The organism is Streptomyces sp. 2114.4, assembly GCF_900187385.1.
In the GTDB taxonomy this organism is placed as follows: domain Bacteria; phylum Actinomycetota; class Actinomycetes; order Streptomycetales; family Streptomycetaceae; genus Streptomyces; species Streptomyces mooreae.
This window is the reverse complement of the sequence record NZ_FYEY01000001.1, coordinates 4516684-4538904: the sequence shown is the minus strand read 5'-3', so window position 1 is coordinate 4538904 and position 22221 is coordinate 4516684. Positions and strand designations below refer to the sequence as shown.

26 protein-coding genes and 2 pseudogenes are annotated in these 22221 nt (G+C 69.8%); 10 read left to right on the top strand and 18 right to left on the bottom strand.

The window, feature by feature from the left end; all coding sequences use genetic code 11:
• Positions 1-41 precede the first annotated feature (41 nt).
• Both wrbA and CFW40_RS19945 read left to right on the top strand, forming a co-directional pair.
• Positions 42-665, top strand: coding sequence for an NAD(P)H:quinone oxidoreductase (gene wrbA / locus CFW40_RS19950; protein ID WP_088799180.1), 624 nt, complete (start codon positions 42-44; stop codon positions 663-665).
• Between the two features lie 16 nt (positions 666-681).
• Complete coding sequence (locus CFW40_RS19945) at positions 682-2097, top strand: glutamate decarboxylase (protein WP_088799179.1); 1416 nt, start codon at positions 682-684, stop codon at positions 2095-2097.
• A gap of 19 nt (positions 2098-2116) precedes the next feature.
• Here the strand turns inward: CFW40_RS19945 and CFW40_RS19940 are convergent.
• The 6 genes and pseudogenes from CFW40_RS19940 to CFW40_RS19915 form a co-directional block, all read right to left on the bottom strand.
• Positions 2117-2521 (bottom strand): annotated as a pseudogene (locus CFW40_RS19940) (transposase); the annotation flags it as partial.
• Between the two features lie 4 nt (positions 2522-2525).
• A pseudogene (locus CFW40_RS19935) lies at positions 2526-2867 on the bottom strand (ATP-binding cassette domain-containing protein); the annotation flags it as partial.
• Between the two features lie 84 nt (positions 2868-2951).
• Positions 2952-3671, bottom strand: coding sequence for a PadR family transcriptional regulator (locus CFW40_RS19930; protein ID WP_088799178.1), 720 nt, complete (start codon positions 3669-3671; stop codon positions 2952-2954).
• Between the two features lie 63 nt (positions 3672-3734).
• Positions 3735-4283: a DinB family protein gene (locus CFW40_RS19925; protein WP_088799177.1), complete on the bottom strand. Its 549-nt coding sequence runs from the start codon at positions 4281-4283 to the stop codon at positions 3735-3737.
• Between the two features lie 152 nt (positions 4284-4435).
• Positions 4436-5893 (bottom strand): aldehyde dehydrogenase family protein, encoded by a 1458-nt coding sequence (locus CFW40_RS19920; protein WP_088799176.1) that lies wholly within the window; start codon positions 5891-5893, stop codon positions 4436-4438.
• Between the two features lie 84 nt (positions 5894-5977).
• Positions 5978-6841 carry a helix-turn-helix transcriptional regulator gene (locus tag CFW40_RS19915; protein WP_088799175.1) on the bottom strand — a complete coding sequence of 288 codons (864 nt, stop codon included), beginning with the start codon at positions 6839-6841 and terminating at the stop codon, positions 5978-5980.
• Between the two features lie 313 nt (positions 6842-7154).
• Between CFW40_RS19915 and CFW40_RS19910 the strand changes: the two genes are divergently transcribed.
• On the top strand, positions 7155-7637 hold the full coding sequence (locus CFW40_RS19910) for an ATP-binding protein (protein WP_088799174.1): 483 nt from the start codon (positions 7155-7157) through the stop codon (positions 7635-7637).
• 95 nt (positions 7638-7732) lie between these two features.
• Here the strand turns inward: CFW40_RS19910 and CFW40_RS19905 are convergent, their stop codons facing one another.
• The 3 genes from CFW40_RS19905 to rpmG all read right to left on the bottom strand — a co-directional run bounded on the left by CFW40_RS19905 (position 7733) and on the right by rpmG (position 9001).
• Positions 7733-7972, bottom strand: a complete 240-nt coding sequence (locus CFW40_RS19905; RefSeq protein ID WP_086718280.1) for a DUF397 domain-containing protein — start codon at positions 7970-7972, stop codon at positions 7733-7735.
• 604 nt (positions 7973-8576) lie between these two features.
• Positions 8577-8831, bottom strand: coding sequence for a type B 50S ribosomal protein L31 (locus CFW40_RS19900; protein ID WP_088799173.1), 255 nt, complete (start codon positions 8829-8831; stop codon positions 8577-8579).
• Between the two features lie 5 nt (positions 8832-8836).
• The gene (rpmG, locus tag CFW40_RS19895) at positions 8837-9001 is read right to left on the bottom strand and encodes a 50S ribosomal protein L33 (protein ID WP_088799172.1); all 165 of its coding nucleotides are present in this window, start codon (positions 8999-9001) and stop codon (positions 8837-8839) included.
• Between the two features lie 73 nt (positions 9002-9074).
• Here rpmG and rpmB point away from each other — a divergent pair, with 73 nt between their 5' ends.
• The 3 genes from rpmB (at position 9075) to tatA (ending at position 9925) form a co-directional block, all read left to right on the top strand.
• Positions 9075-9311: a 50S ribosomal protein L28 gene (gene rpmB, locus CFW40_RS19890; RefSeq protein ID WP_088799171.1), complete on the top strand. Its 237-nt coding sequence runs from the start codon at positions 9075-9077 to the stop codon at positions 9309-9311.
• A complete protein-coding gene (gene rpsN, locus CFW40_RS19885) occupies positions 9311-9616 on the top strand; it encodes a 30S ribosomal protein S14 (RefSeq protein WP_088799170.1) in 306 nt (101 codons plus the stop codon). Before rpmB ends, rpsN begins: the two co-directional genes overlap by 1 nt.
• Positions 9617-9727: 111 nt before the next feature.
• Positions 9728-9925 carry a Sec-independent protein translocase subunit TatA gene (tatA, locus tag CFW40_RS19880; protein WP_088799169.1) on the top strand — a complete coding sequence of 66 codons (198 nt, stop codon included), beginning with the start codon at positions 9728-9730 and terminating at the stop codon, positions 9923-9925.
• A gap of 90 nt (positions 9926-10015) precedes the next feature.
• Here tatA and CFW40_RS19875 read toward each other — a convergent pair whose 3' ends face one another.
• The 7 genes from CFW40_RS19875 to CFW40_RS19845 all read right to left on the bottom strand — a co-directional run bounded on the left by CFW40_RS19875 (position 10016) and on the right by CFW40_RS19845 (position 15084).
• Positions 10016-10861 (bottom strand): nitrilase-related carbon-nitrogen hydrolase, encoded by an 846-nt coding sequence (locus CFW40_RS19875; RefSeq protein WP_088799168.1) that lies wholly within the window; start codon positions 10859-10861, stop codon positions 10016-10018.
• 198 nt (positions 10862-11059) lie between these two features.
• The gene (locus CFW40_RS38720; protein ID WP_088799167.1) at positions 11060-11674 is read right to left on the bottom strand and encodes a chaplin; all 615 of its coding nucleotides are present in this window, start codon (positions 11672-11674) and stop codon (positions 11060-11062) included.
• A 141-nt stretch (positions 11675-11815) separates the two neighbouring features.
• A complete protein-coding gene (locus tag CFW40_RS19865; RefSeq protein ID WP_088799166.1) occupies positions 11816-12211 on the bottom strand; it encodes a rodlin in 396 nt (131 codons plus the stop codon).
• A 516-nt stretch (positions 12212-12727) separates the two neighbouring features.
• Positions 12728-13126 carry a rodlin gene (locus CFW40_RS19860; RefSeq protein WP_088799165.1) on the bottom strand — a complete coding sequence of 133 codons (399 nt, stop codon included), beginning with the start codon at positions 13124-13126 and terminating at the stop codon, positions 12728-12730.
• A 398-nt stretch (positions 13127-13524) separates the two neighbouring features.
• Positions 13525-13719, bottom strand: a complete 195-nt coding sequence (locus tag CFW40_RS19855) for a hypothetical protein (RefSeq protein WP_371127105.1) — start codon at positions 13717-13719, stop codon at positions 13525-13527.
• A gap of 366 nt (positions 13720-14085) precedes the next feature.
• On the bottom strand, positions 14086-14319 hold the full coding sequence (locus CFW40_RS19850; protein ID WP_088799163.1) for a chaplin: 234 nt from the start codon (positions 14317-14319) through the stop codon (positions 14086-14088).
• 363 nt (positions 14320-14682) lie between these two features.
• Entirely contained in the window at positions 14683-15084 is a 402-nt protein-coding gene (locus tag CFW40_RS19845) for a rodlin (RefSeq protein WP_088799162.1), read from the bottom strand.
• A gap of 481 nt (positions 15085-15565) precedes the next feature.
• Here CFW40_RS19845 and CFW40_RS19840 point away from each other — a divergent pair, with 481 nt between their 5' ends.
• Positions 15566-17248 (top strand): bifunctional 3'-5' exonuclease/DNA polymerase, encoded by a 1683-nt coding sequence (locus CFW40_RS19840; protein ID WP_088799161.1) that lies wholly within the window; start codon positions 15566-15568, stop codon positions 17246-17248.
• A gap of 188 nt (positions 17249-17436) precedes the next feature.
• Complete coding sequence (locus tag CFW40_RS19835; RefSeq protein WP_088799160.1) at positions 17437-18522, top strand: alpha/beta hydrolase; 1086 nt, start codon at positions 17437-17439, stop codon at positions 18520-18522.
• A 6-nt stretch (positions 18523-18528) separates the two neighbouring features.
• Here the strand turns inward: CFW40_RS19835 and CFW40_RS19830 are convergent, their stop codons facing one another.
• Positions 18529-19221, bottom strand: a complete 693-nt coding sequence (locus tag CFW40_RS19830; RefSeq protein WP_256331376.1) for a TetR/AcrR family transcriptional regulator — start codon at positions 19219-19221, stop codon at positions 18529-18531.
• Positions 19222-19413: 192 nt separating this feature from the next.
• Between CFW40_RS19830 and CFW40_RS19825 the strand changes: the two genes are divergently transcribed.
• Both CFW40_RS19825 and CFW40_RS19820 read left to right on the top strand, forming a co-directional pair.
• Entirely contained in the window at positions 19414-20115 is a 702-nt protein-coding gene (locus CFW40_RS19825) for a spheroidene monooxygenase (RefSeq protein WP_088799159.1), read from the top strand.
• Between the two features lie 2 nt (positions 20116-20117).
• Entirely contained in the window at positions 20118-20597 is a 480-nt protein-coding gene (locus CFW40_RS19820; RefSeq protein ID WP_256331377.1) for a RidA family protein, read from the top strand.
• 211 nt (positions 20598-20808) lie between these two features.
• Here CFW40_RS19820 and CFW40_RS19815 read toward each other — a convergent pair whose 3' ends face one another.
• On the bottom strand, positions 20809-22077 hold the full coding sequence (locus tag CFW40_RS19815; RefSeq protein ID WP_176956444.1) for an acyltransferase family protein: 1269 nt from the start codon (positions 22075-22077) through the stop codon (positions 20809-20811).
• Between the last annotated feature and the right edge of the window lie 144 nt (positions 22078-22221).

Here is a 22221-nt window from a genome sequence, read left to right as displayed (position 1 = left end):
ACCCCCTATGCCCTTATGGTCGGGTTCCAGGAGGTACGCCGATGCCCGTGCACGATGTGAAGGTCGCCGTCATCTACTACTCGTCGACCGGCACCATCGCCGAGCTCGCCCAGCGGATCGCGGACGCCGCCGAGCACGCGGGGGCCGACGTACGACTGCGCCGGACCGCGGAACTCGCCCCGCAGACCGCGATCGACGCCAACCCGGCATGGGCGGCGAACGCCACGGCCACCGCCGACATCATGGAGGCCACCCACGAGGACATGCTCTGGGCGGACGCGGTGATCTTCGGGACCCCCACCCGCTTCGGGAACGTCTCCTCGCAGCTCAAGCAGTACCTCGACACCCTGGGCGGCCTCTGGCAGCAGGGCAGACTGGCGGACAAGATCTACAGCGGCTTCACCGCGAGCGCCACCCGGCACGGCGGCCAGGAGTCCACCCTGCTCGCGCTCTACCACACCGTCCACCATTTCGGCGGGATCCTCGTGACGCCGGGCTACACCGACCCGGCGAAGTTCAGCGACGGCAATCCCTACGGCACCTCTCACGTCGGCGGCCCGGACACCCCGCTCGACGACGACGCGCGCACCGCCGCCCGCATCCAGGCGGAGCGCGTAGTGAAGTTCACCAAGGCTGTCAAACACGGCCTTTCCTTGGCCAGTTGACGGGTAGGGGCGAGAGATGACTCTGCACAAAGGCGCATCGGCATCCGACCGCAAGCACATCGGACACCCGGTCAACCCGTTCTACGGGGAGGCCGACCCGGTCGCCGGTATGGAGTCCGCGCCACCGCGGCACACCCTGCCCGACGGCCCGGTCTCCCCGCGCACCGCCTACCAGTTCGTGCACGACGAGCTGATGCTGGACGGCAACTCCCGGCTGAATCTGGCGACGTTCGTCACCACCTGGATGGAGCCGCAGGCCGGGGTGCTGATGGCGGAGTGCCGGGACAAGAACATGATCGACAAGGACGAGTACCCGCGCACCGCCGAACTGGAGAAGCGGTGTGTGGCGATGCTCGCCGACCTGTGGCACGCCCCCGTCCCGTCCGAGGCCGTCGGCTGCTCCACCACCGGGTCGAGCGAGGCCTGCATGCTCGCCGGCATGGCGCTCAAGCGGCGCTGGATGCAGCGCAACAAGGACCGGTATCCGGGTCAGGCCCGGCCCAACCTCGTCATGGGCGTCAACGTCCAGGTCTGCTGGGAGAAGTTCTGCAACTTCTGGGAGGTCGAGGCGCGCACGGTCCCGATGGAGGGCGACCGCTTCCATCTGGACGCGGACTCCGCCGCCGGGCTCTGCGACGAGAACACCATCGGCGTGGTGGCGATCCTCGGCTCGACCTTCGACGGGTCGTACGAGCCGGTGGCCGAGATCTGCGCGGCGCTCGACGAGGTCCAGAAGCAGAAGGGCTGGGACATCCCGGTCCATGTGGACGGTGCGTCCGGCGCCATGATCGCGCCGTTCCTCGACCCGGACGTGGTCTGGGACTTCCGGCTGCCGCGGGTCGCCTCCATCAACACCTCGGGGCACAAGTACGGCCTGGTCTACCCGGGCGTCGGCTGGGCGCTGTGGCGCAATACGGAGGCGCTGCCCGAGGAGCTGGTCTTCCGCGTCAACTACCTGGGCGGCGATATGCCGACCTTCGCGCTCAACTTCTCCCGGCCCGGCGCCCAGGTCGCCGCGCAGTACTACACCTTCCTCCGGCTCGGCCGGGCCGGCTTCCGCGCCGTCCAGCAGGCGACCCGCGACGTGGCCCGGTCGATGGCCGAACGGATCGGCGCCCTGGGCGACTTCCGACTGCTCACCCAGGGCGACCAGCTGCCCGTCTTCGCCTTCACCACCGCGGACGACGTCACCGCCTTCGACGTCTTCGACGTCTCCCGTCGGATGAAGGAACGCGGCTGGCTGCTCCCCGCCTACACCTTCCCCCCGAAGCGCGAGGACCTGTCCGTCCTGCGGGTGGTCTGCCGCAACGGCTTCTCCCTGGACCTCTCCGACCTGTTCATCGCGGACCTGGAAGAGCTGCTGACCGAACTCCGCCGACAGCCCGGACCACTGCAACGCCCGGAGAACGTGGCGACGGCGTTTCACCACTAGATGATTGAGTCCGATGTTCTCAATGATCGTAGACGATCAGGGAGCGTTTGATCTTGGCGCCGGTGGTCCAGTTGTGCCAGATGCAGGCTGCCAAGGCGAGGAGTCGTTGGCCGGTTCGGGCGAACACTCCCTCCAGGGTTCTGCCACCGTGTTGTTCCAAGCCGAGCTGGCCTTTGAGGGTGTCGAATACAGCCTCGATCCACTGACGGACCCGGGCGAGGCGGCCGTGCCTGGCAGGCTCGTCCTTCCGGTCCGGCCGCACCAGGTGAACACCCAGCTGCTCGGTCAGGAACGCCTCGAATTCCCGCCCGGCGAAGCCCTTGTCCGCCAGGATCACCTGGCCGGCGCGGACGAGGTGGTGGTCGCGTTCCAGCAGAGCGGTCATCACCTCCCGTTCGCCGAGTTTCGGGTTGGCCAGGCACCAGGGGTCGGCATGCCCCGAGGTGGCAGAGCCGCCCGAACATCTCCAGGTTCTGCCGCCCGCCGAGCTCTTCGTCGACCGCCGCGTGCTGGCCGAGCAGCCCGATCCGCAGCCGCACCTCGTCCGGCTGCCGCAGCACCTCGAAGCCGGCCACCTCGGCCCGGCCACCGTCGTGCCGCAGCAGCGTGGACAGGATCCGTACGAGGGTGGTCTTGCCTGCGCCGTTGGGGCCGAGGACACCGTGCACCACTCCCTGTGCCACGGTGAGGTCCAGCCCGTCCAGGGCCGCTGTGGTGCCGTAGCGCTTGCGCAGTGCCTCGACGACGATCGCCTGATCGCGGTCCGTCACGACATCTCCTCCCAGGTGTAGTCAATCTTGACTACACGGCCCGCGCGGAAAAATGACGCCTGCCCAGCGGTTAGTCAAACTTGATTAATCAGCTTTCGCGGCGACGCCCTCGTCGCCCTCCCCGTCGCCGCCCTCGCGCCCGGCGGCCCCGCCGTCCTCGGCCTCCGCGTCCTCCCCGGAGTGGGCGTCCTTCGTCGCGTACGGGTTCTCCTGCCCCTCGGCGAGCACGCCGACGAACGGTTCACCCTCGCCGGCGAAGACATACGCGCCGCCCTCGATCCGCTCGATCAGCCCCCGCGTCCACACCGCGCCACTGTCCGCAGAGTGCACCCACATGTTCATGATCTCGCCGATGTGGCCGAGCTGTCCGGGTCCTTCCTCGGGGGTGTAGTGGCTGGTGACGGTGGTGCGCCAGTTCTCCAGCGCCCGCACCCGCTCCTTGAGCAGCGCCACCGCCTCGGCCCGCGGCAAGTCGACGACGAAGCCGATGCCCGCGCTGAGCACGTCGACCTTCTGGTCGTGCTGAGCGAGCGCCGCGCGCAGCAGCGCGAAATACTCCGCCTCGCCCGCCGCGGTCAGCTCGTACTCGGTACGCGGCGGGCCGCCGACGGTGCTGGGCGCGATGTCATGGGCGTGCAGCAGCCCTTGCCTGGCCATCTGCTTGAGCGCGTGGTAGATCGAGCCGGGCTTGGCGTTGGACCACTCGTGGGCGCCCCAGTACTCCAGGTCGTTGCGCACCTGATAGCCGTGCGCCCGGCCGTGCTGCCGCACGGCGCCCAATACCAACAGCCGGATCGCCGACATCGTCTCCTCATATCCTTACGCGCCCCTGCCGTCAGCCTAGAACGCCCCGGCAGGGCCCCGCGCTCACCCCTGCGTCGCCGTGCGTTCCTCGTCCACCAGGGCGAAGGCCGTCTTGCCGTCCAGGGACTCGCGGAGGATGTCGGCGTGACCGGCGTGCCGGGCCGTCTCCTCGATCAGGTGCAGCAGCAGCCAGCGCATCGACTGCCGGGCCTGCGGGGGGAACCACGGCGCCTCGGGCAGCGGGAAGGTGTCGTTCAGACTCGGCAGCGCGCGGATGAAGTCCTCCGTGCGCCGTGCGACCTTGTCCCAGAACGCCAGCATCTCCGCCAGGCTCTCGTCGCCCTCGAGCTGGAAGCTCAGGTGCCAGGTCTCGGGGGTCCGCTCGATGGAGTGCGGCCGTTCCTGGGCGGTCTCGATCCAGGTCTGCTCGGTCTGCGCGACATGCTTGACCAGCCCGACCAGCGACAGCTCACTGGCGCTCGGCCGCCGGGCCGCCTCGGCGTCGGTCAGCCCCAGGACCGCCCGCCGCAGCCCGCCGCGCTGGGCCTCCAGGAAGGCCAGCAGTGCGCCGGCCTCGTCGCCGTGGGCCTCGGCAAGTACGTGAGTGGGCATGAGATCCGCCTTTCCTGACGCCTTGTGACGTCTCGTGACATCCCCCGGCGGCCGGCTCGTCACCGCCCGCCTTCGACATCACTCAAGGTAGGAACCCATGCGGTCAGCTTCTGTCCGCAACCCACGGCCGATGCCCCGGATCACCCCGTCGCTCAGAACGGGAACTGCGACCGCCCGTGCTGGATGGAGATCCACTTGGTGGTGGTGAAGGCCTCCACCATCGCATCGCCGTTCAGCCGTCCCACGCCGGAGCTCTTCGCGCCGCCGAACGGCACGATCGGCTCGTCGTGCACCGTGGCGTCGTTGACGTGGAACATCCCGGTCTCGATCCGCTTGGCGAACCGCACACCCCGCTCGATGTCGGCGGTGTGCACGGCGCCGCTGAGCCCGTACGGCGTGGTGTTGGTGAGCCGCACCGCCTCGTCGTCACCGTCGAACGGCACCAGCACCACCACGGGCCCGAAAATCTCCTGCTGCAGCAGCGGGGAGTCCTCCGGCAGACCGCTCAGCACGCTGGGTGCCACCAGCGTGCCCCGGGTCTCGCCGTGCAGGAGTGCCGAGGCGCCGTCGGCGACCGCGCGGTCCACCAGCGAGGTGATCGCCTCGGCCTGCCCCTCGTTGATCAGCGGACCGATGTGGGTCTGCGGGTCGGTGGGGTCGCCCACCTTCAGGGCCGCGACCCTGGCCACGAACTTCTCGGTGAACTCCTGCTCCACGGCGCGGTCCACGAGCACGCGGTTGGCGGCCATGCAGACCTGGCCCTGGTGGACGAAGCGGCTGAAGACGGCCGCGTCCACCGCGTAGTCGACATCGGCGTCGTCGAGCACGACCAGTGCGCTGTTGCCGCCCAGCTCCAGCACGGAGTGCTTGAAGTGGGACGCGGCGACCGTGGCGACATGCCGTCCGACCTTCTCGGAGCCGGTGAAGGAGATGGTCTTGGGCACCGGGTGCTCGATGAGCGCATCGCCGATCTCGGCGATATCGGTGACCACGACGTTGAGCACCCCCGCCGGCAGCCCCGCCTCCTCGAAGATCTTGGCGACCAGACCGCCACCGCACACCGGGGTGTTCTGGTGCGGCTTGAGGACGACCGCATTGCCGAGCGCAAGGGCCGGCGCGACGGACTTGAGGGAGAGCAGGAAGGGGAAGTTGAAGGGGCTGATGACGCCGACGACACCGACCGGCAGCCGGTAGAGGCGGTTCTCCTTGCCGTCGATCGGCGAGGCCAGGATGCGACCCTCGGCGCGCAGTGCCAGCTGGATCGCCTCGCGCAGGAACTCCCTGGCCAGATGCAGCTCGAAGCCCACCTTGACGAGCGTGCCGCCGACCTCAGCGGCGATCGTCTCGGCCAGCTCCGCCTCACGGTCGTCGATGATCCGCAGCACCCGCTCGAAGACGGTCCGCCGGGTGTACGGATTGGTGGCGCCCCACTCCCGCTGTGCGCGCTCGGCGGCACGGTAGGCCTGGTCGATCTCCTCGACCGTGGCGACGGGTATGGAGGTCAGCTTCTCCCCGTTATAGGGATTGAAGTCGACGATGTCCCACGAACCGCTGCCGGCCCGCCACTCGCCGTCGATGAACTGATACGCCAACTCGTCGAAGTAGGACATGCCATCCCGATCTGGAGAACAGGGCGCTCAGGGCGCCGCATTGGGGGGTGCTGACTCCTGATGGTGCGCCATCCTACCGACGCGTCACATCAGTTGGAGCAGCCCGCGCAGCAGGTCCCGGGTCTCGGCCGGATTCGGCCCCTCCTCCTGGAGGCGGTCCATCACCCTGGCGTATTGGGCCACCTCTTCGGGCTTGTCCACATAGAGCGCACTCGTCAGCTGCTCCAGATAGACGACGTCCGGCAGACCGGACTCCTGGAAGCCGAGCATCGTGAAAGCGCCGCTCTCGCCCGCATGCCCTCCCAGACTGAAGGGCATCACCTGGAGCCGCACATTCGGTCTCTCGGACACCTCGATCAGATGCTTCACCTGCTCGCGCATCACGGACCGTTCGCCGTACGGGCGGCGCAGCGCGGCCTCGTCCAGGACACAGTGGAACTGCGCCGACCGCTCGGTCACCAGCAGCTTCTGCCGCTCCATGCGCAGCGCGACCCGGCGCTCGATCTCGGCGGGCCCGGCATCCGGCATGCCCCGTCTGACGACGGCCTGCGCATAGCTCTCCGTCTGCAACAGCCCGTGCACGAACTGGACTTCGTAGACCCTGAGGAGCGAAGTGGCGCCTTCCAGACCCACATACGTCTGGAACCAGCCGGGCAGCACATCGGTGTAGCTGTGCCACCAGCCGGCCACATTCGCCTCGCGCGCCAGGGACAGCAGCGACTCGCGCTCCTGGGCGTCACCGACCCCGTACAGCGTGAGCAGGTCCTCCACATCCCGTGCCTTGAAGCTCACGCGGCCCAACTCCATGCGGCTGATCTTCGATTCGGACGCACGGATCGAGTAGCCGGCCGCCTCACGGGTTATCCCGCGCGATTCACGCAGCCGACGGAGCTGCGACCCGAGCAGGATCCGCCGCACCACCGACCCGCTCGACTCACTTGCGGACACCTCTCAGACCCTCCTGTGACCCCACCCCGTCCAACAGTGGGCCGCAGTCTGCCACGTTCGGGCTTCGTTGAGTGCTCATCCGGTTACTGATGTGTGAGGCCCCCGCAACCCCTCCACACGAACTGACGGGAAGAATCCGGAGGAAAACCATCCGGGATGGCGCAATCACGGCACGTGCACGTGCATCTGCCCTTGCATCTGTCCCGCGCATTGGGAACCATAGGCGTCGCACGCATGCACGCTCGTGAAAGATCCGCCAGATCCGGCTGACCGGCCAGGGTCATGACGTCCGCGAACGCCAGGAGTGCCTCGCATGGGGACCAAGGTTTTGACCATGCTCGAGCCGTTATGGCAGGGCTTTCCTCCCGTCGACCCCATGGCTGTCTCCGGATCGGCGTCCCGCACGCTCCCGCCGCGCTATGAATCGGTGCGCAGTGCACGTGCGTTCACTCGCGAGACCCTGCAGGGCTGGGATCTGGACGATCTCTTCGACTCGGTCGCCCTCGTGGTCTCCGAACTCGTCACCAATGCCCTGCGGCACGCGATCCTGGCCGCCCCGGAGCACCACGACGCCACCCCGCCCGCCCGGCTGCATCTGATGCGCTGGTCCTCCCGGCTGATCTGTGCCGTACGGGACCCGAGCGATGACTCACCGGTCGCCGGGGAAGCGGATTCCGCCGCGGAGTCGGGTCGCGGGCTGTATCTCGTGGACTCCTTCAGCGACAGCTGGGGCTGGCATCCGCTGGCCGGTGCCGCGCACGGCAAGATCGTGTGGGCTCTCTTCCGGCTGCCGTAGCCGCTTCCCGCACACCGGGCGCACCGTCACGTACGGGCGCCCGGTTGCCGTGTGCGGGGAGAGACCCCCTGCGACCGCCGGGACCCCACGGGCGCTCAGTCCCGTACGAGATGGTCGAACTCCCCGTCCTTGATGCCGAGGAGCATCGCCCGGACCTCGGCCGGCGTGTAGACGAGCGCGGGACCGTCCGGGAAGCGGGAGTTGCGTACGGCGATGTCACCCCCGGGCAGCTTGGCGAACTCCACGCAGGAGCCCTGGGAGTTGCTGTGCCTGCTCTTCTGCCATGCCACATCACGGAGATCTGTGGCGGCCATGCCGTTGTATGCGTGGAGCACAGGGGTCTCCCGGTGATAAATGGTGTCAACTGCCCGGGAGCATAGCCGCGTTCTCATGCGGATGCATGCGCAGATGCACGTGCACGACAGCCGGTGCAGAGGCCGTCACAGCTCGTCGAGCACCCGGGCCGGCCGCTCTCCCGCGACCGGCTTCCGCTCGTCGCCCCTGCTCAGGTGCGCCCCTTACCTGGTACGGATCACAGGCCCGAAGCCTTCACGGCCGGGGAAGAGACGTGCGCCACGCTCTGTGGGTTCCGGGGGGCGAGCGTCCGGCCGACGCGCGGGCGCCGGGGAGGGCGCCCCGCCCCGTACACACCAGGAGGTCCCCTGCGCGTCATCCGCAGGGGACCTCCTCCCGCCCTCGCCGGACGGCACCCGGCACCGGACGGCACCCGTCACCAGGAGGCGGCCGTCACCGTGACGCATACGGGAGCAGCGCCATCTCCCGGGCGTTCTTGATCCGCCCGGGAGAGCTGCCGCTGTTGCTGCGCGCTGACCCGGGTGACCCGGCGATGGTGCGTACGAGGTGCGGGTGGTGCGCTGACGGCTGCCTGCCGCGCCTCCGTGTGCAGGCCGCCCACCGGGACGACGTGGAGCGGTTCTCTCAGCGGGCCCCGCGGGTGCCGTAGCGGCGCTCGAACCGCTCGACGCGACCGGCGGTGTCCATCACCCGGGCGGTGCCCGTGTAGAAGGGGTGGCTCGCCGAGGAGATCTCGACGTCGATGACGGGGTAGGTGCGGCCGTCCTCGCACTCAACTGTCTTCTCGCTGGTGGCGGTTGACCGGGTCAGAAAGGCGACGTCAGCGGCCCGGTCGCGGAAGACGACCGGCCCGTGGGCGGGGTGGATTCCAGGCTTCACGGCGCTCAGCGCTCCTCTCGGAAAGCCACATGGCGGCCGGCCACCGGGTCGTACTTGCGCAGTTCCAGGCGGTCGGGGTCGCTACGGCGGTTCTTGCGGGTCACGTACACGTAGCCGGTGCCGGCGGTGGACCGGAGCTTGACGACCGGGCGTAGTTCGGTACGGGCCATGTGGATAGTATACGGAAATGATTTCCATTTTCAATAGGCTCTCACCAGGGGCCCCGGCCGAAGGGACCGCACCATGTCCGCCCACTGCCAGCTGACCGGCCGCACGCCGGGCTTCGGCAACTCCGTCTCCCATTCGCACCGGCGCACCCCGCGCCGCTTCGACCCCAACATCCAGCGCAAGCGCTACTGGCTGGAGAGCGAGGGCCGCCACATCCGGCTCACGCTGAGCGCCAAGGGCATCAAGACCGTGGACACGATCGGGATCGAGGCGGCCGTGGCCCGGATCCGCGCACGAGGGGAGAAGGCCTGATGGCCAAGCAGAGCAAGATCGCCAAGAACGAGAAGCGCCGGCTGACCGTCGCCCGCTACGCGGCCCGGCGCGCGGTCCTCAAGGCCGTCATCCGCAGCTCGCACACCCCCGAGGAGGAGCGCACCGCCGCCCGGCGCGAGCTCTCCCGGCAGCCGCGGGACGCCAGTGCCACCCGGGTGCGCAACCGCGACAGCATCGACGGGCGCCCGCGCGGCCACTTCCGCGCCTTCGGCCTGTCCCGCGTACGGCTGCGCGAACAGGCGCACGCGGGCCACCTGCCGGGGGTCCGCAAGGCGAGCTGGTAGGCACGCCGGGGGCCGTCCGGCCCCGGGGGGCCCCGGGACCGGACGGCCGGACCGTTGGGGTGATACTGGACAGAACGTCCGCCGCCCCTCCCGACGAAAGCGAGCGCGCGCATGCTCCGCAACGCCTTCGAACCCTGGCATCTGATCCTGATCATCGCGGTACTCGTGCTGCTCTTCGGCTCGAAGAAGCTGCCCGACATGGCGCGCGGCCTGGGCCGCTCGATGCGCATCCTCAAGGCCGAGGCCAAGACGCTCAAGGCCGACGAGCCGGACGCGACGCCCCGCCCGGAGGCCGCCGCCCGCCACTGAGGCCGGGCCGCCGGCCGTTCCGTCATCTCCGGCCGTTCAGCGATCGTCTGCCGTTCAGCGATCTTTACCCCCTCTGTGATCTCCGGCCGCTCAGTGATCGCCGCCCTCGTCGATCAGCCGCCGCACCTCGCGGTCGATCAGCCCCAGCCGGGCCTCGGCGACCAGCGGCACCGCCCGGCGCTGGCGCCGTGCCTCGGCGAGATCGATCTCGACGGTGACCAGCGAGGTCTCCCACTTGGGCGCCTGCGCCACCACCGCGCCCCGTGGGTCCACCACCCGCGAGCCGCCCCAGAACGCCGCGCCGTGCTCATTGCCCACCCGGTTCACGAAGACCACCCAGCACTGCAGCATCTTCGCCGTATAGGACAGCAGGGTGTCCCAGTAGAGCCCGGTGTCCATCGCCTCCGGATCCAGGCTCGCCGCACTGTTCGTCGGGACGAACAGCACCTCGGCACCGTCCTGCACCGCCAGCCAGGGCAGGGCCGGCTGCCAGGCGTCATTGCACACCAGCGTCGCGCCCCGGCCCCCGCTCTTGTCCCGCTTCAGCTCGTACGCGCGCAGTGACTGTCCCGGGCTGACGTGCTTGCGCTCCTCCCAGGCCAGATAGTTGGGGAGGTACAGCTTGCGGTGGGCATGCACCAGTTCACCGGCCGCGTAGTGGGCCGCGGTGTTGTAGGCCCGCAGACTGGTGTGCTCGTGGAAACCGACCAGCACATCGGGGCCGAGGGTGCTCAGCTCCAGCAGCCTCGGATCGCTCGCCGCGAGCGACGCGTCACGCTCCAGCGCGCCCAAGTGGTAGCCGTGCAGGCTCAGTTCGGGAAAGACGACAAGATCCGCACCCTGCGCCGCCGCCTGCTCGATCTGCTCACGGGCGACATCGAGGTTCTCCGCCACCCCGCCCAGCACACAGTCCGTCTGCGCCAGCGCAACGAGCATGGCCCCACCTCATCGACCCATCGCTTTTGCGGCTTTCACCCCAATTTTGCCAGAGGGTGCAGCACGCGGCACGGTCCCGCGGCGATGCCGACGGCCGGCTCGACCGGGCGGACCGGGCCGAGCGGCCCGCCGGACCCGCTCGGCCGGCGGTCGAGCCCCCGACGCCCCGGGCCTCGGCCGCCGCGTACGGAGCCTCGCTCACCTGCGTCGCGTACCGGCCCGGCGCAGCAGCAGCGCCCCGCCCACCAGCAGCCCGCCGCCTGTACCGGCCAGCATGGCCAGCTCGCCGGGCCCGGTGGAGGCCAGCAGTACGGAGCCCGCCGACGCCCCGGACCGCGCCCCCGCTCGCGCCTCCCGCGCGGACTGTGCCGCGGGCCCGGCCGCGGGACCGCCCGTGGACTTCCTGGCGTGCTGCGGCGCCGTCCCGGCCGGGTGCTCCGCCTGCGGCCGCACCCGCTGCGGCGCCGACTCCGGGGCCGCATGCTTCGGGGCGGCCCCCGGGGCCCGCCGGTGTGCCACCGGAGGTGGCGGAGCGGCGGGCCCCGGGGGCCACTGGGCGGCCGCCACGGGTGCCGCACCGTTTCCGCACGCGTTGCCCATGGCCGGGTTGAGCGCCGCGCCCCCGTCGACCGAGTTGCCACACACATTGACCGGGGTGTCCACGGACACCTGGATGTTGTTCCCGGACAGCACCCCGGCAGAGTTCGTCGCACCGCCCCCGGCACCGGCATCCGCGTACGCCACGCCGCCGCCGGCGCCCAGCACCCCCGACGCCGCCGCCACGAACACACACGTCTTCAGGCTCTGTCGCATCTCTCATCCCTCCTTCACAGTCGTTGACCACGGACCGCCGCCCGCCCCGCGATCCCCTCGCACGACCGGGCGGCCGGCAGCCCATACGCGGCGCCGGCCGCCCGGAGACACAAGCGGGGGAACGGCCGAGGCCGCCTGCGGTCACCCGTTGCCGACACCGTTCCCGGAGAGGATCGGAATGTCGTCGATGATGTGCGACAGCGCCTCGTCGCCCTTGGCCTGCGTCGAGTTGTGGACGCACTGCTGGTTCTGCGGCGACGACAGGATGTTGATGTCCTGCGCCTGGATCGCGGAGACGCCCTGGAGGTTCAACTTGCCCAGAGCCAGGCACAGGTCGTTCAGCGAGCCTTGGACGAGCCCGAGCTGGGGGCTCAGGTTGCCGCGCGTGGTGGAGTTGCCGTAGACCGACGCCGCCCCGTTTCCGTTGACCGTGCTGGTGCCCGTCTGGTCACCGATCGCCATGGCGTCGGGAGCGGCCGCAGCGGACATACCGATCAGCGACGCCGCCACAGCCGCGCCCGCCATCATCTTCTTCATCACGCAAACCCTTCAGGAGAAGAAACTCCCGACACGGGAGCCCTGTTTGAACAACCCGCCATATGGGCTTGAGTTCTGCACCGTCACCCGAATAGCAGGCACAGTTCTTCCGCATGGGCATCAGCTGCCGCTGCCGCCGACACCCCGCCCCAATTCGCGCACCGAATATGCGACTTGTCACCCTCGGGGCGTCCCCGTGAACATCCCCGATCGCCCCTGAGCGGCCCGGACCGGCCCGAGCGCAATGACCTTCTGCCTTCGTACGACGCAGGGCCCGCGAAACCGCTGAACGGATTCGCGGGCCCTGCACTCGTTACGGCCGGCATGCCAATACCCTCGCGGCCCCATCAATCTCGCAAGGGCATTGGCATGCTTCCCTCCACACATCATTCCTAACGATCCGGCGCAGCGGAGTTCAGTCACGAGCGAATAACATTTCCGCCCCGGCGCCGGACGTCGGGAACCCGGGCCGCCCGGAAGAAGGAGGACCGGGCGGCCCGGGTGCTCATCAGCCGATCAGTGGTTGCCGGCGCCGTTGCCGGAAAGGATCGGGATGTTGTCCAGGATGTGCGACAGCGGCTCGTCGCCCTTGGCCTGGGTGGAATTCTCGGTGCACTGCTGGTTCTGCGGCGACGACAGGACGTTGATGTCCTGCAGCTGGAGAGCGCTCGCACCCTGGAGGTTCAGCTTGCCCAGAGCCAGGCAGGGCTTGTTGAGCGAGCCCTGGATCAGGCCGATCTGCGGGCTCATGTAGCCGTACGTGGTGGAGTTTCCGAAATACTGCTGCGCGCCGTTGCCGTTGACGGAAGACGTTCCGTGCTGGTTACCGATCGCCATCGCCTGGGGGGCGGCAGCGGCGGCCACGCCGACAATGGACGCAGCCGCGGCTGCGGTGGCCAAAGCCTTCTTGATCATTTTGATCCTTCGTGTTTCGGGATGCCCTTGGGCCGGGCAATCTGCCCAACTCACAGGGATGTTTTTGGTTGTTCTCATTCACTCAAATGAGCTGACCGCCGGAGCGACTCTCCGAGCCGGCCACCGGAGCGATTTTCCGAGCCGCTTTCCGGAGTCACTTTTACGGACCGGCATCGTGGCCGGCGCTCCGGGGCCGGACCGGGCCGGGACCCGAGGGCGAGAAAGCGGGGGTAAAGCTTCGAGCACTGCATGTCAGCAGTCGGGCCACGCGAATTCCGCTACCGCGTCGCACTCACCGGGCACAGCCGAAGACAGTGAAATCCGCGCCCGCGTCGCAAGCCCGGGACGGACAGCTCCGCTGCCCACCCCCGCGGCGGCCCACGTCGGGCGCCCGGGAATTACTTGAGCGGCAGACCGCCGAGCAGCGGAGTCTTCTTGGCCGCCGCCCCGGTGACACCACGGAGCAGCTTCTTCGCATTGGTCGACCTGACGTTGCCCCCCGCGGTCTTGACCGTTTTGACCAGCGGTGTGAGCTGGTGGCCGTCCAGCTGCTTGCTGCTCAGCGCGTCGGTCAGCCCGCCGTTGAGGCTCATGGTCGGGGCTCCTGGCGGGGCGGCGAAGGCGGGTGCAGCGACCCCCAGCGCCATGACGGAACCGGCAACAACCGCGGCAGACTTTGCGTACTTCACTTCAACTGTCCCTTCTCGGGCGGTGCTTGGCGGTCCGGCGGCAGCAACACCACATGAGCAATCATTTCGCTGCTCGGATGACCGATCTCAGCGTGACTAACGAGTGCCTACGTCCTGAGAAACCCTGAAGTTACATTCTTCTCGGACAAGCCGCCCGAAAATTACGGGTGTTGTGTATCCACCTGCACCATGCGAATGGCGACCGGCCCCGGTGCGCAGGGACCGCGCACCGGGGCCAGGTCACATCGACATGGCTCGAATTCCTTCGAGTCAGGCGTTCACGCAGGTGTTGCCGAACGCCGGGTTCAGCAGCGCGACGATGTTGACGGTGTTGCCGCAGATGTTGATCGGGATGTGCACCGGAACCTGGATGGCGTTGCCGGAGATCACACCGGGCGAGTTCTTGGCGCCACCCGCGATACCCGCGTCGGCGAACGCCGGCGTAGCCGAGCCCACCGCCATGATGGTTCCGGCAGTGATCGCTGCGACCTTTGCGTACTTCACTTTCAGCCCTTCCTTGCAGCGGGTCCGTGGCGAACACGACCGTCGTGTCGCACGGGCGGTTTTCTGCTCGCCCGTAACACCGCTGCGATATTGGTAACGATTTCCCCTCGTGCGCGAAACTCTTGCCGGGAGGTTTTCGGAGGAATCGCCCGAACGATGCAACACCGCTTCAGGAGATTGTCACCGCGCATACGACGCGGAAAAAACACCGGAGTTCGAACAGGCGAGGTACCCGCCGAATACGAATTCCTACCGAAAGGGGGATCGAGAATTCCGTCCCTACGGTTCATCACGGGGCGCCACTGGCCCCGGACCGCTCCGGAAGCGAGAGCCGGCGGTCCGGACCTGCGACCGATGGCCGGCTCAGCGGTTACCGACGCCGTTCCCGGACAGGATCGGGATGTCGCTGAGGATGTGCGACAGCGCCTCGTCGCCCTTGGCCTGGGTGGAGTTCTCCGTGCACTGCTGGTTCTGCGGCGACGACAGGACGTTGACGTCCTGCACATTGGCCAGAACCGCGGCGACCTGAGCGTCGACCTTGCCGATGCCGAGGCAGGGCTTGTTCAGCGAGCCCTGAATGAGCTCCAGCTGGGGGCTCATCTTGCCCACGGTGGTGGAGTTGCCGAACGCGCTCTTGGCACCGTTGCCGTTGACCGTCGACGTGCCGTTGTGGTTGCCGATCGCCATCGCCTGGGGGGCGACCGTTGCCGAGATGCCGACGACGGACGCGGCTACAGCCGTCGTGGCCAGGACCTTCTTGATCACGATTTACCCTTCTCGAAGCGGAGTGCCCGTTTCCGGAGCGCACTGGTCAACTCGCTTCTGGGGGTGCGGTTTCGCCGTTTCACCCGAATGCCACGAAACCATAGATACATATCACTGCACCCCGGCCGAGTTCGCCTTTCGGGTACCGTTTTGGCATTTCAAAGGCCGGTACGAAGAATTTGCACCGGCCTTTGCCGGCGGGCGGCCGGACCACTGGATTCCGTCCTCAAATACCCCGGCAGAGCCCTGAGTTGACGTGGCTGTTTGCCGAACGCCGGATCCGGCCGGGCGGCGGCATGGAGGGTGGTGCGCACACCGCATGGTGCGCGGAACGTCAACCTGCCTGAGATCGCGTCCGGTTGGGGCCGGCGCCGAGGGCAAGGGCGTCAGGGGGTGATCGTCGCCGGTGTGAGGGGTGCCGGGGTCGTGTCGTCTGCGCTGGTCAGGGCGAATGTCAGACCCTGGTGGAAGACTCACAGGCATGAGATGGGCGGTGGTGGAGACGGGCGACGGGGGTGCGCGTCTCTGCCCGCTCGACCGGGACGGGCGGGCCGCCGGACCGGTGTTGCGGGAGCCCTCGCTCGCCGAGGCCGTGCGCAGTCGGCCCGAGGTCGAGCGGTGGGTGTGGCGGTCCACCGCGGAGATCTACCGGCGGCTGGCGGCGGCGGGGGTGCGGGTCGAGCGGTGCTATGACGTGGAGGCCGCCGAGGCGCTGCTGATCGGCCATGAGGAGGGCCAGTCGGGCCAGCCGCATTCACTGGCCGCCGCCTGGGCGCGGCTCCACGGCCGGCCCGTCCCGCAGGACGCGCCGGTCCGTACGGCTCAGGCCCAGCCGTCCCTGTTCGAGCCGGGCCCGGTGCCGCTGCCGCCCGGCACGGACGAGCTCACGGCGCTGCTGGAGGTCTATGCGGGACACCTGGCGCGTACCAGGAGGGCGGAACATCCGGACCGGATGCGGCTGCTGCTCGCCGCCGAATCCGCGGGCATGCTGGTCGCCACGGAAATGGGGCGGGCCGGAGTGCCCTGGCGCGCCGACGTGCACCGCAAGCTGCTCGACGAGCTGCTGGGAGAGCGCTATCCGGGCGGCGGGGAGCCGCGCCGGATGGCGGAGCTGGCCGACGAGGTGTCCCGGGCCTTCGGGGCGGGCCGGCGGGTGCGCCCCGATCTGCCCCAGGACATCATCAAGGCCTTTGCCGGTGCCGGGATTTCCCTCGCCTCGACCCGTAAATGGGAGCTGCAGCAGATCGATCACCCCGCGGTTGCGCCGCTGCTGCGGTACAAGACGCTCTACCGCCTCTACACCGCCCATGGGTGGACATGGCTCCAGCAGTGGGTGCACGACGGCCGCTTCCGCCCCGAGTATCTGCCCGGTGGCACGGTCTCCGGCCGCTGGACCACCAACGGCGGTGGTGCCCTGCAGATCCCCAAGGTGATCCGGCAGGCCGTACGCGCCGACCCGGGATGGCGCCTGGTGGTCGCCGACGCCGCCCAGATGGAACCCCGGGTACTGGCGGCCGTCTCCCGCGACCGGGGCCTGATGGAGCTGGCCGGCCGCGGCGAGGATCTGTACGCGGATCTGGCCGCCCGCGCGTTCGGGGGTGACCGCGACCGGGCCAAGCTCGGTCTGCTGGGCGCCATTTACGGCCAGACGTCCGGCGACGCCCTCAAGCACATGGCCGATCTACGCCGCCGCTATCCGGCCGCGGTGGCGTATGTGGACGAGGCGGCGCGCGCGGGCGAGGAAGGACGGCTGGTGCGCACCTGGCTGGGCCGCACCTGCCCGCCCGCTTCCGTGGCACCCCCCGACGAGGCGGGCCTGCCCCAGGACGAGGAACCGTCCCCGGCCTACGGCAGCGGCTCGGCGGCCGCCCGCGCGCGCGGCCGGTTCACCCGCAATTTCGTCGTCCAGGGCAGCGCTGCCGACTGGGCCCTGCTGCTACTGGCCGCGCTGCGCCGCTCGCTGTCGGAGGGCGGGCTCCGCGCCGAACTGGTCTTCTTCCAGCATGACGAGGTGATCGTCCACTGCCCCGCGGCGGAGGCGGCGACGGTCGCCGGGGCGATCACGGCGGCCGCCGCGACGGCCGGGCGGATCGCGTTCGGGGAGACGCCGGTCCGCTTTCCGTTCACCACGGCGGTGGTCGAGTGTTATGCGGAGGCGAAGTGAGCGGGCGCGGCGGGGCGGGGCGGCGGAGAGGGTGGGGCGGCGGGCGCGGCGGGGCCGGTGCAGGCTGTGCGTGGGCGCATGCAGGCTGTGCGTGGGCGCGTACAGCTTGTCGGTGGGCGTGGGCGCGTGCGGGCGGAGATCGTGAGCAGAAGCTGTGGCATGTCCGTTCTGAACGAGGAGCACTCCGTATGAGCGTCCAGCCCGAGATGAATGACCGGACCGCGGCGCGGGTGCACCCCGAACTCGTGCCGGCCTATGAGGCGTTGCCGCGGGTCGCCGATCCGTATGAGGACATCGAGGCCGCGCGCGCCGCATTCCACGACATGCTGGCCGCCTTCCCGGCGGACCGTACGGGCGTGTGCAGTGAGCGTTTCGACATCCCGCGAACGGTCGGCGGCGCGCCGGCGGACGGCGGCACGCTGACGGATGGCGGCGCGTTGACGGTCGAGGTCTACCGTCCGGAGGGGGCGGTGGGTACCGCCGCCGAGGACACCGGGATCGCCAGTGGCGCCGGGAACGGGCTGCCCGCCGTACTGCACTTCCACGGGGGCGGGTTCGCCCTGGGGCGGGCGCTGCCGGGGCAGGACCGGGTGGCCATCGAGCTCTGCCGCGAACTGCCCGCCGTGATCGTCACCGTCGAATACCGCCTGGCCCCGGAGCACCGCTATCCGGCCGCGGTGGAGGACTGCTATCTCGCGCTGGAATGGGTGGCCGGGCGGGCCGCGGAGCTGGGCATCGATCCTGCGCGGATCGCGGTGGCCGGCAAGTCGGCGGGCGGTGGACTCAGTGCCGCGGTCGCCCTGATGGCCCGCGACCGCGGCGGGCCGGAGCTGGCCTGTCAGTCGCTGTGCGTCCCGGATCTGGATGACCGGGTCGGGGCGGACGCGGCGGCCGGCACGGCAGCGGACACGGAGGGAGCCCTGGACGCGCGGGTGCTCAACGGTCGCGGCGTCCAGTCGTCGTGGAGGCACTATCTTCCGGAAGGGACGACGGTGGCCGAGGCGTATGCCGCGCCCGCTCGCGCCACCGAGCTGTCGGGGCTGCCACCGGCCCATGTCCTGGTCTGCGATCTCGATCCGATGCGCGAGGCGGGGCTGGCCTACGCCCGGCGCCTGATGGACGCGGGCGTGCCGGTCACGGTCCGCAATGTGCCCGGTGCCTGGCACGGCTTCGAGCTGTACGCCCCGGACACCCGGGTGGCGAAGGAGATGACGGCCCACTGGACGGGGCAGTTGCGGGCGGCGCTCCACCCGGCGTCCCCGGCGGTGGTGTGAGGCCGCTCAGTCCGTCCCTCCCGGCGGGCCGGGAGTGCCCTTCCCCGCCGATGCACCGGCGGCCTCGGCGGCCTGCCCGTCGTCCCCGTGCCCGCCGCTCGGGGCCTCGACGGTGGAGATCAGGCCACGGGTGATCCGTACCATCGTCGCGACCAGCAGCTCGCGGGGGCGGTCGGGCCGCTCCAGCCACCACAGCGCGAGCCCGTAGAGCGAACTGCGGATCGCCTCGCCGAGGGGTTCCAGCTCGGCCTCGGGGATGCCGGGCACGAACTCGCGCAGCAGCGCCACGTCCGTCTCCCGCTGTCTGCGCTGCAGTTCACGGTGGAAGGCCGCGACCTGCGCGTCGCCCGTGGTGTCCCGGAACATCATGCGCCAGGTGTACGGATGGCTCTGCACATAGCCGAACCAGGCGTCGTACATCGCCGTCATCCTCGTGGCCAGATCGCCGTCGCCGTGGAGGAGTTCGCGGATCGGGGCGGCCGCCAGCTCATCGCGGTGCCGCTCCAGCAGGGCGAGGTGCAGCTCCTGCTTGGAGTCGAAGTGCCGGTAGAGCATCGGCTTGCTCAGGCCCGCTTCGGCGGCGATCTCCCCGATGGTGGTGCCCGCGAAGCCGCGCTCCGCGAACAGCCGGGCCGCCGTGTCCTCGATACGCGTCCTGGCCTCGGCCCGCGCGGCGCGGCTCCGGTCGATCTCGCTCATGCGCTCCCCCCTGCAATCTGGCTTGTTCCGGCTGGTGATTTCGGCTCGCCTTGGCCGCTGTGATGAAGGATACTGGAGCGTGTACCGCTTGGTATACGCATCAGTAGCTTCGTCAGGATCAGCGGAGCCGGCAGGATCCGGTGGAACTGCCGCGGCAGGACCGTCCCACAGGACCAGGTACGGGGGCTCATCGTGATCGTTTCCCTTCATTTCGCCGACATCGGTGTCCGCAACGTCCGCGCCGTCCTCCGCGAGCGTCCACGGCCGGACTCCACCCCGGGCCTCCGGTACGCCCAGACCACCCTCACCGGTGCCATCGCCTCCGGTCCGCCCGTGCTGCGCCCCGGCCGGGCCGCGCTGCTCGCCGCGTGGGAGGACGATGCCGCGCTCGACCGTTTCCTCGCCGAGGACCCGCTGCCGCGGCGACTGGCCGGAGGCTGGCACGTGCGGCTCCAGCCGCTGCGGATAGCCGGTTCCTGGCCCGCGATGCCGGTCGAAACCGACCCCGGCGCCGCGCCGGACGCGGAGGACGGGCCGGTCGTCGTCCTCACCCTCGGGCAACTGCGGCTGCGTCGCGCACTGCCGTTCCTGCGGGCCAATTCCCGGGCCGCCGGCCGGGCCGCGGCCGATCCTTCGATGGTCGCTTCGGCCGCCCTGGCCAGGCCGCCCCGCTTCGTCGGCACGTTCTCCCTCTGGCAGAGCATGACGGCGATGTGCCACTACGCCTACGGCACCGGCCGCCCCGCGCACCGGGAAGCGGTCAGGGAACACGCGGCGCAGCCCTTCCATCACGAGGCAGCGTTTTTGCGCTGTCGTCCCTATGGCGCCCAGGGCACACTGGACGGCCACGAGCCGATGGCAGCGGCCGCGAGGGCGGCGGAGGGGAGCCGGTGAGGATGCGCGAGAGCGGGACGGACGCGGAGGCGGGAAGGGGTGCCGGGAGCGGTGACCACGGGGCTGCCACGGGGGCACGCGGCGGCGAGCCGGAGCGCATCAACCCACCGCATCTCGCGCCGCCGACCGGATTCAGCCATGCCGTGCGCGCCACCCCGGGAACCATGGTCTTCCTCGCCGGGCAGACCGCTCTCGACGGTTCGGGCCGGATCGTCGGGGACGGCATCGTCGAGCAGTTCGAGCGGGCGCTGACGAACCTCCTGGACGTCGCGGCGGCCGCCGGCGCCCGCCCGTCCGACCTCGCCAAGCTCACCGTCTTCGCCGTCGATGTCGCCGACTACCGCCGCCATGCCCGTGACCTCGGCGCGGTGTGGAAGCGCCTGGTCGGCAGCGACTACCCGGCGATGGCCGTGATCGGCGCCACCCGTCTGTGGGACGAGACGGCCCTGGTCGAGATCGAGGGCATCGCCGTCGTCCGCTGACGGGACGACGCCGGTGCCCGGCCACCGCGCCTTGTCGCACACCCCACGGCGCCCGCGCACCGGGGCTCGCCCGGCCGCTGCGCCTCCCCTACGCGCGAGGGGCGCCCGCCTCGCCGGTCTCCCGGCGGGGCGGGCGCCCCTCGCGCTGTTCCTGGACGTACGCTGCGGTCGCCCCCTCGCTGACACGTCACCGCGCACAGCGCCCGGCCGCTCAGTTCCGGCCGCGGGCCATCCCCACCGGGTCCTTCTTGAAGGCCCAGGTCATCTTGGGCTCCATGGCGAAGCGGAAGATCCGCTGCACAGGTGGTGTGCACAGCAGCGTGATGACGGTGCCCGCGATGAGCGTCAGCAGTACCGCGCCCCACGGGGTCTGCATCCAGTCCGCGTCGTACCAGTTCCAAAAGCGCGACCCCTTGGCGAGGAAGCCGTGCAGCAGATAGCCGTAGAGCGTGCCCGCGCCCAGCGCCGTGCACCACATCGTGCGCCCCGGAATCCAGGCGAAGAAGCAGGCCACCAGAACGAGTGAGCAGCCGAACATCGCCAGCGTCATCACCGCACCGCTCCACCACGGGGCGGCCAGCTCCTGTGCGGCGTCGCGGTGGTAGAACCACGCGGCGTTCATCCGCGGCGCCGCCCAGTACGCGAAGACCAGCGCGGCCGCGAAGACCGGTACGGCCAGGATCCGCGCCTTCCTGCGGCGTACGAGCTTGAAGTGTTCCGGCCGCAGCGACAGCCCGATCACGAAGAACGGGAGGAACTGCAGCACCCGCTGGAGGTCCAGGTCGTCGCCGATGTCCGGCGAGAGGGACGCGAGCACGGCGATGGACAGGGCGAGCGGGACCGGCCAGCGCACGATCTTCCACAGCGGAGTGGTCAGCCGCCAGATGAACAAGGCGGCCAGGAACCACGTCAGATACCAGGGGTCCATCAGGCTGATCGGATAACCCGGATCGTCATCCGCCCACCTCTTGAAGAGCGTGTAGGCGACTTCGAAGAGGATGTAGGGAACCGCGACGCCGGTAATCAGCCGCTGCAGCCGGTCCTTGCGCATATCGAAACTGCGCGAGAAATAGCCGGAGATGATGATGAACGCCGGCATATGGAAGGCGTAGACGGTGATGTAGAGCGCGGCTGCCGTCCGGCTGCCGTCGCGCAGCGGTTCCCAGGAGTGGCCCATCGCCACGAGCACGATGGCCAGGTACTTCGCATTGTCGAAGAACGCGTCGCGCGGCTTCGCCTTGGCGTCGGCCGCCGCGGCCTTCCCGTCGCGGCCCGTACCCCGGCGCTTGGCGTGACTGCGGGGTCCGGCAGCCGAAGTACCGGCGGCGGGCGCGGATTGACGGTCCGTCGCCGAACCGGGGGCGGTCGTCGCCGCCGATCCGGATGCGGTAGCCGTCCCGGTCGCCGTCGCCGGTGCCATCGTTGCCGTCGCACCGGCGGCCGCGGCAGCGCCCGCCGGACTCAGCTCGTCATGCGGCATCTGCCGAGGCGGGGGAAGCGGCACCCGCCGTTCGCCGTACGCCGGAAAATTGTCTTTCAAGGAGCCTCCCGGAACGATCCCAGAGGAGGAGCTGGACGCTGGCCCGCACCGGGCCGCAAATCGGAACCCAAAAGCCAAATCCTG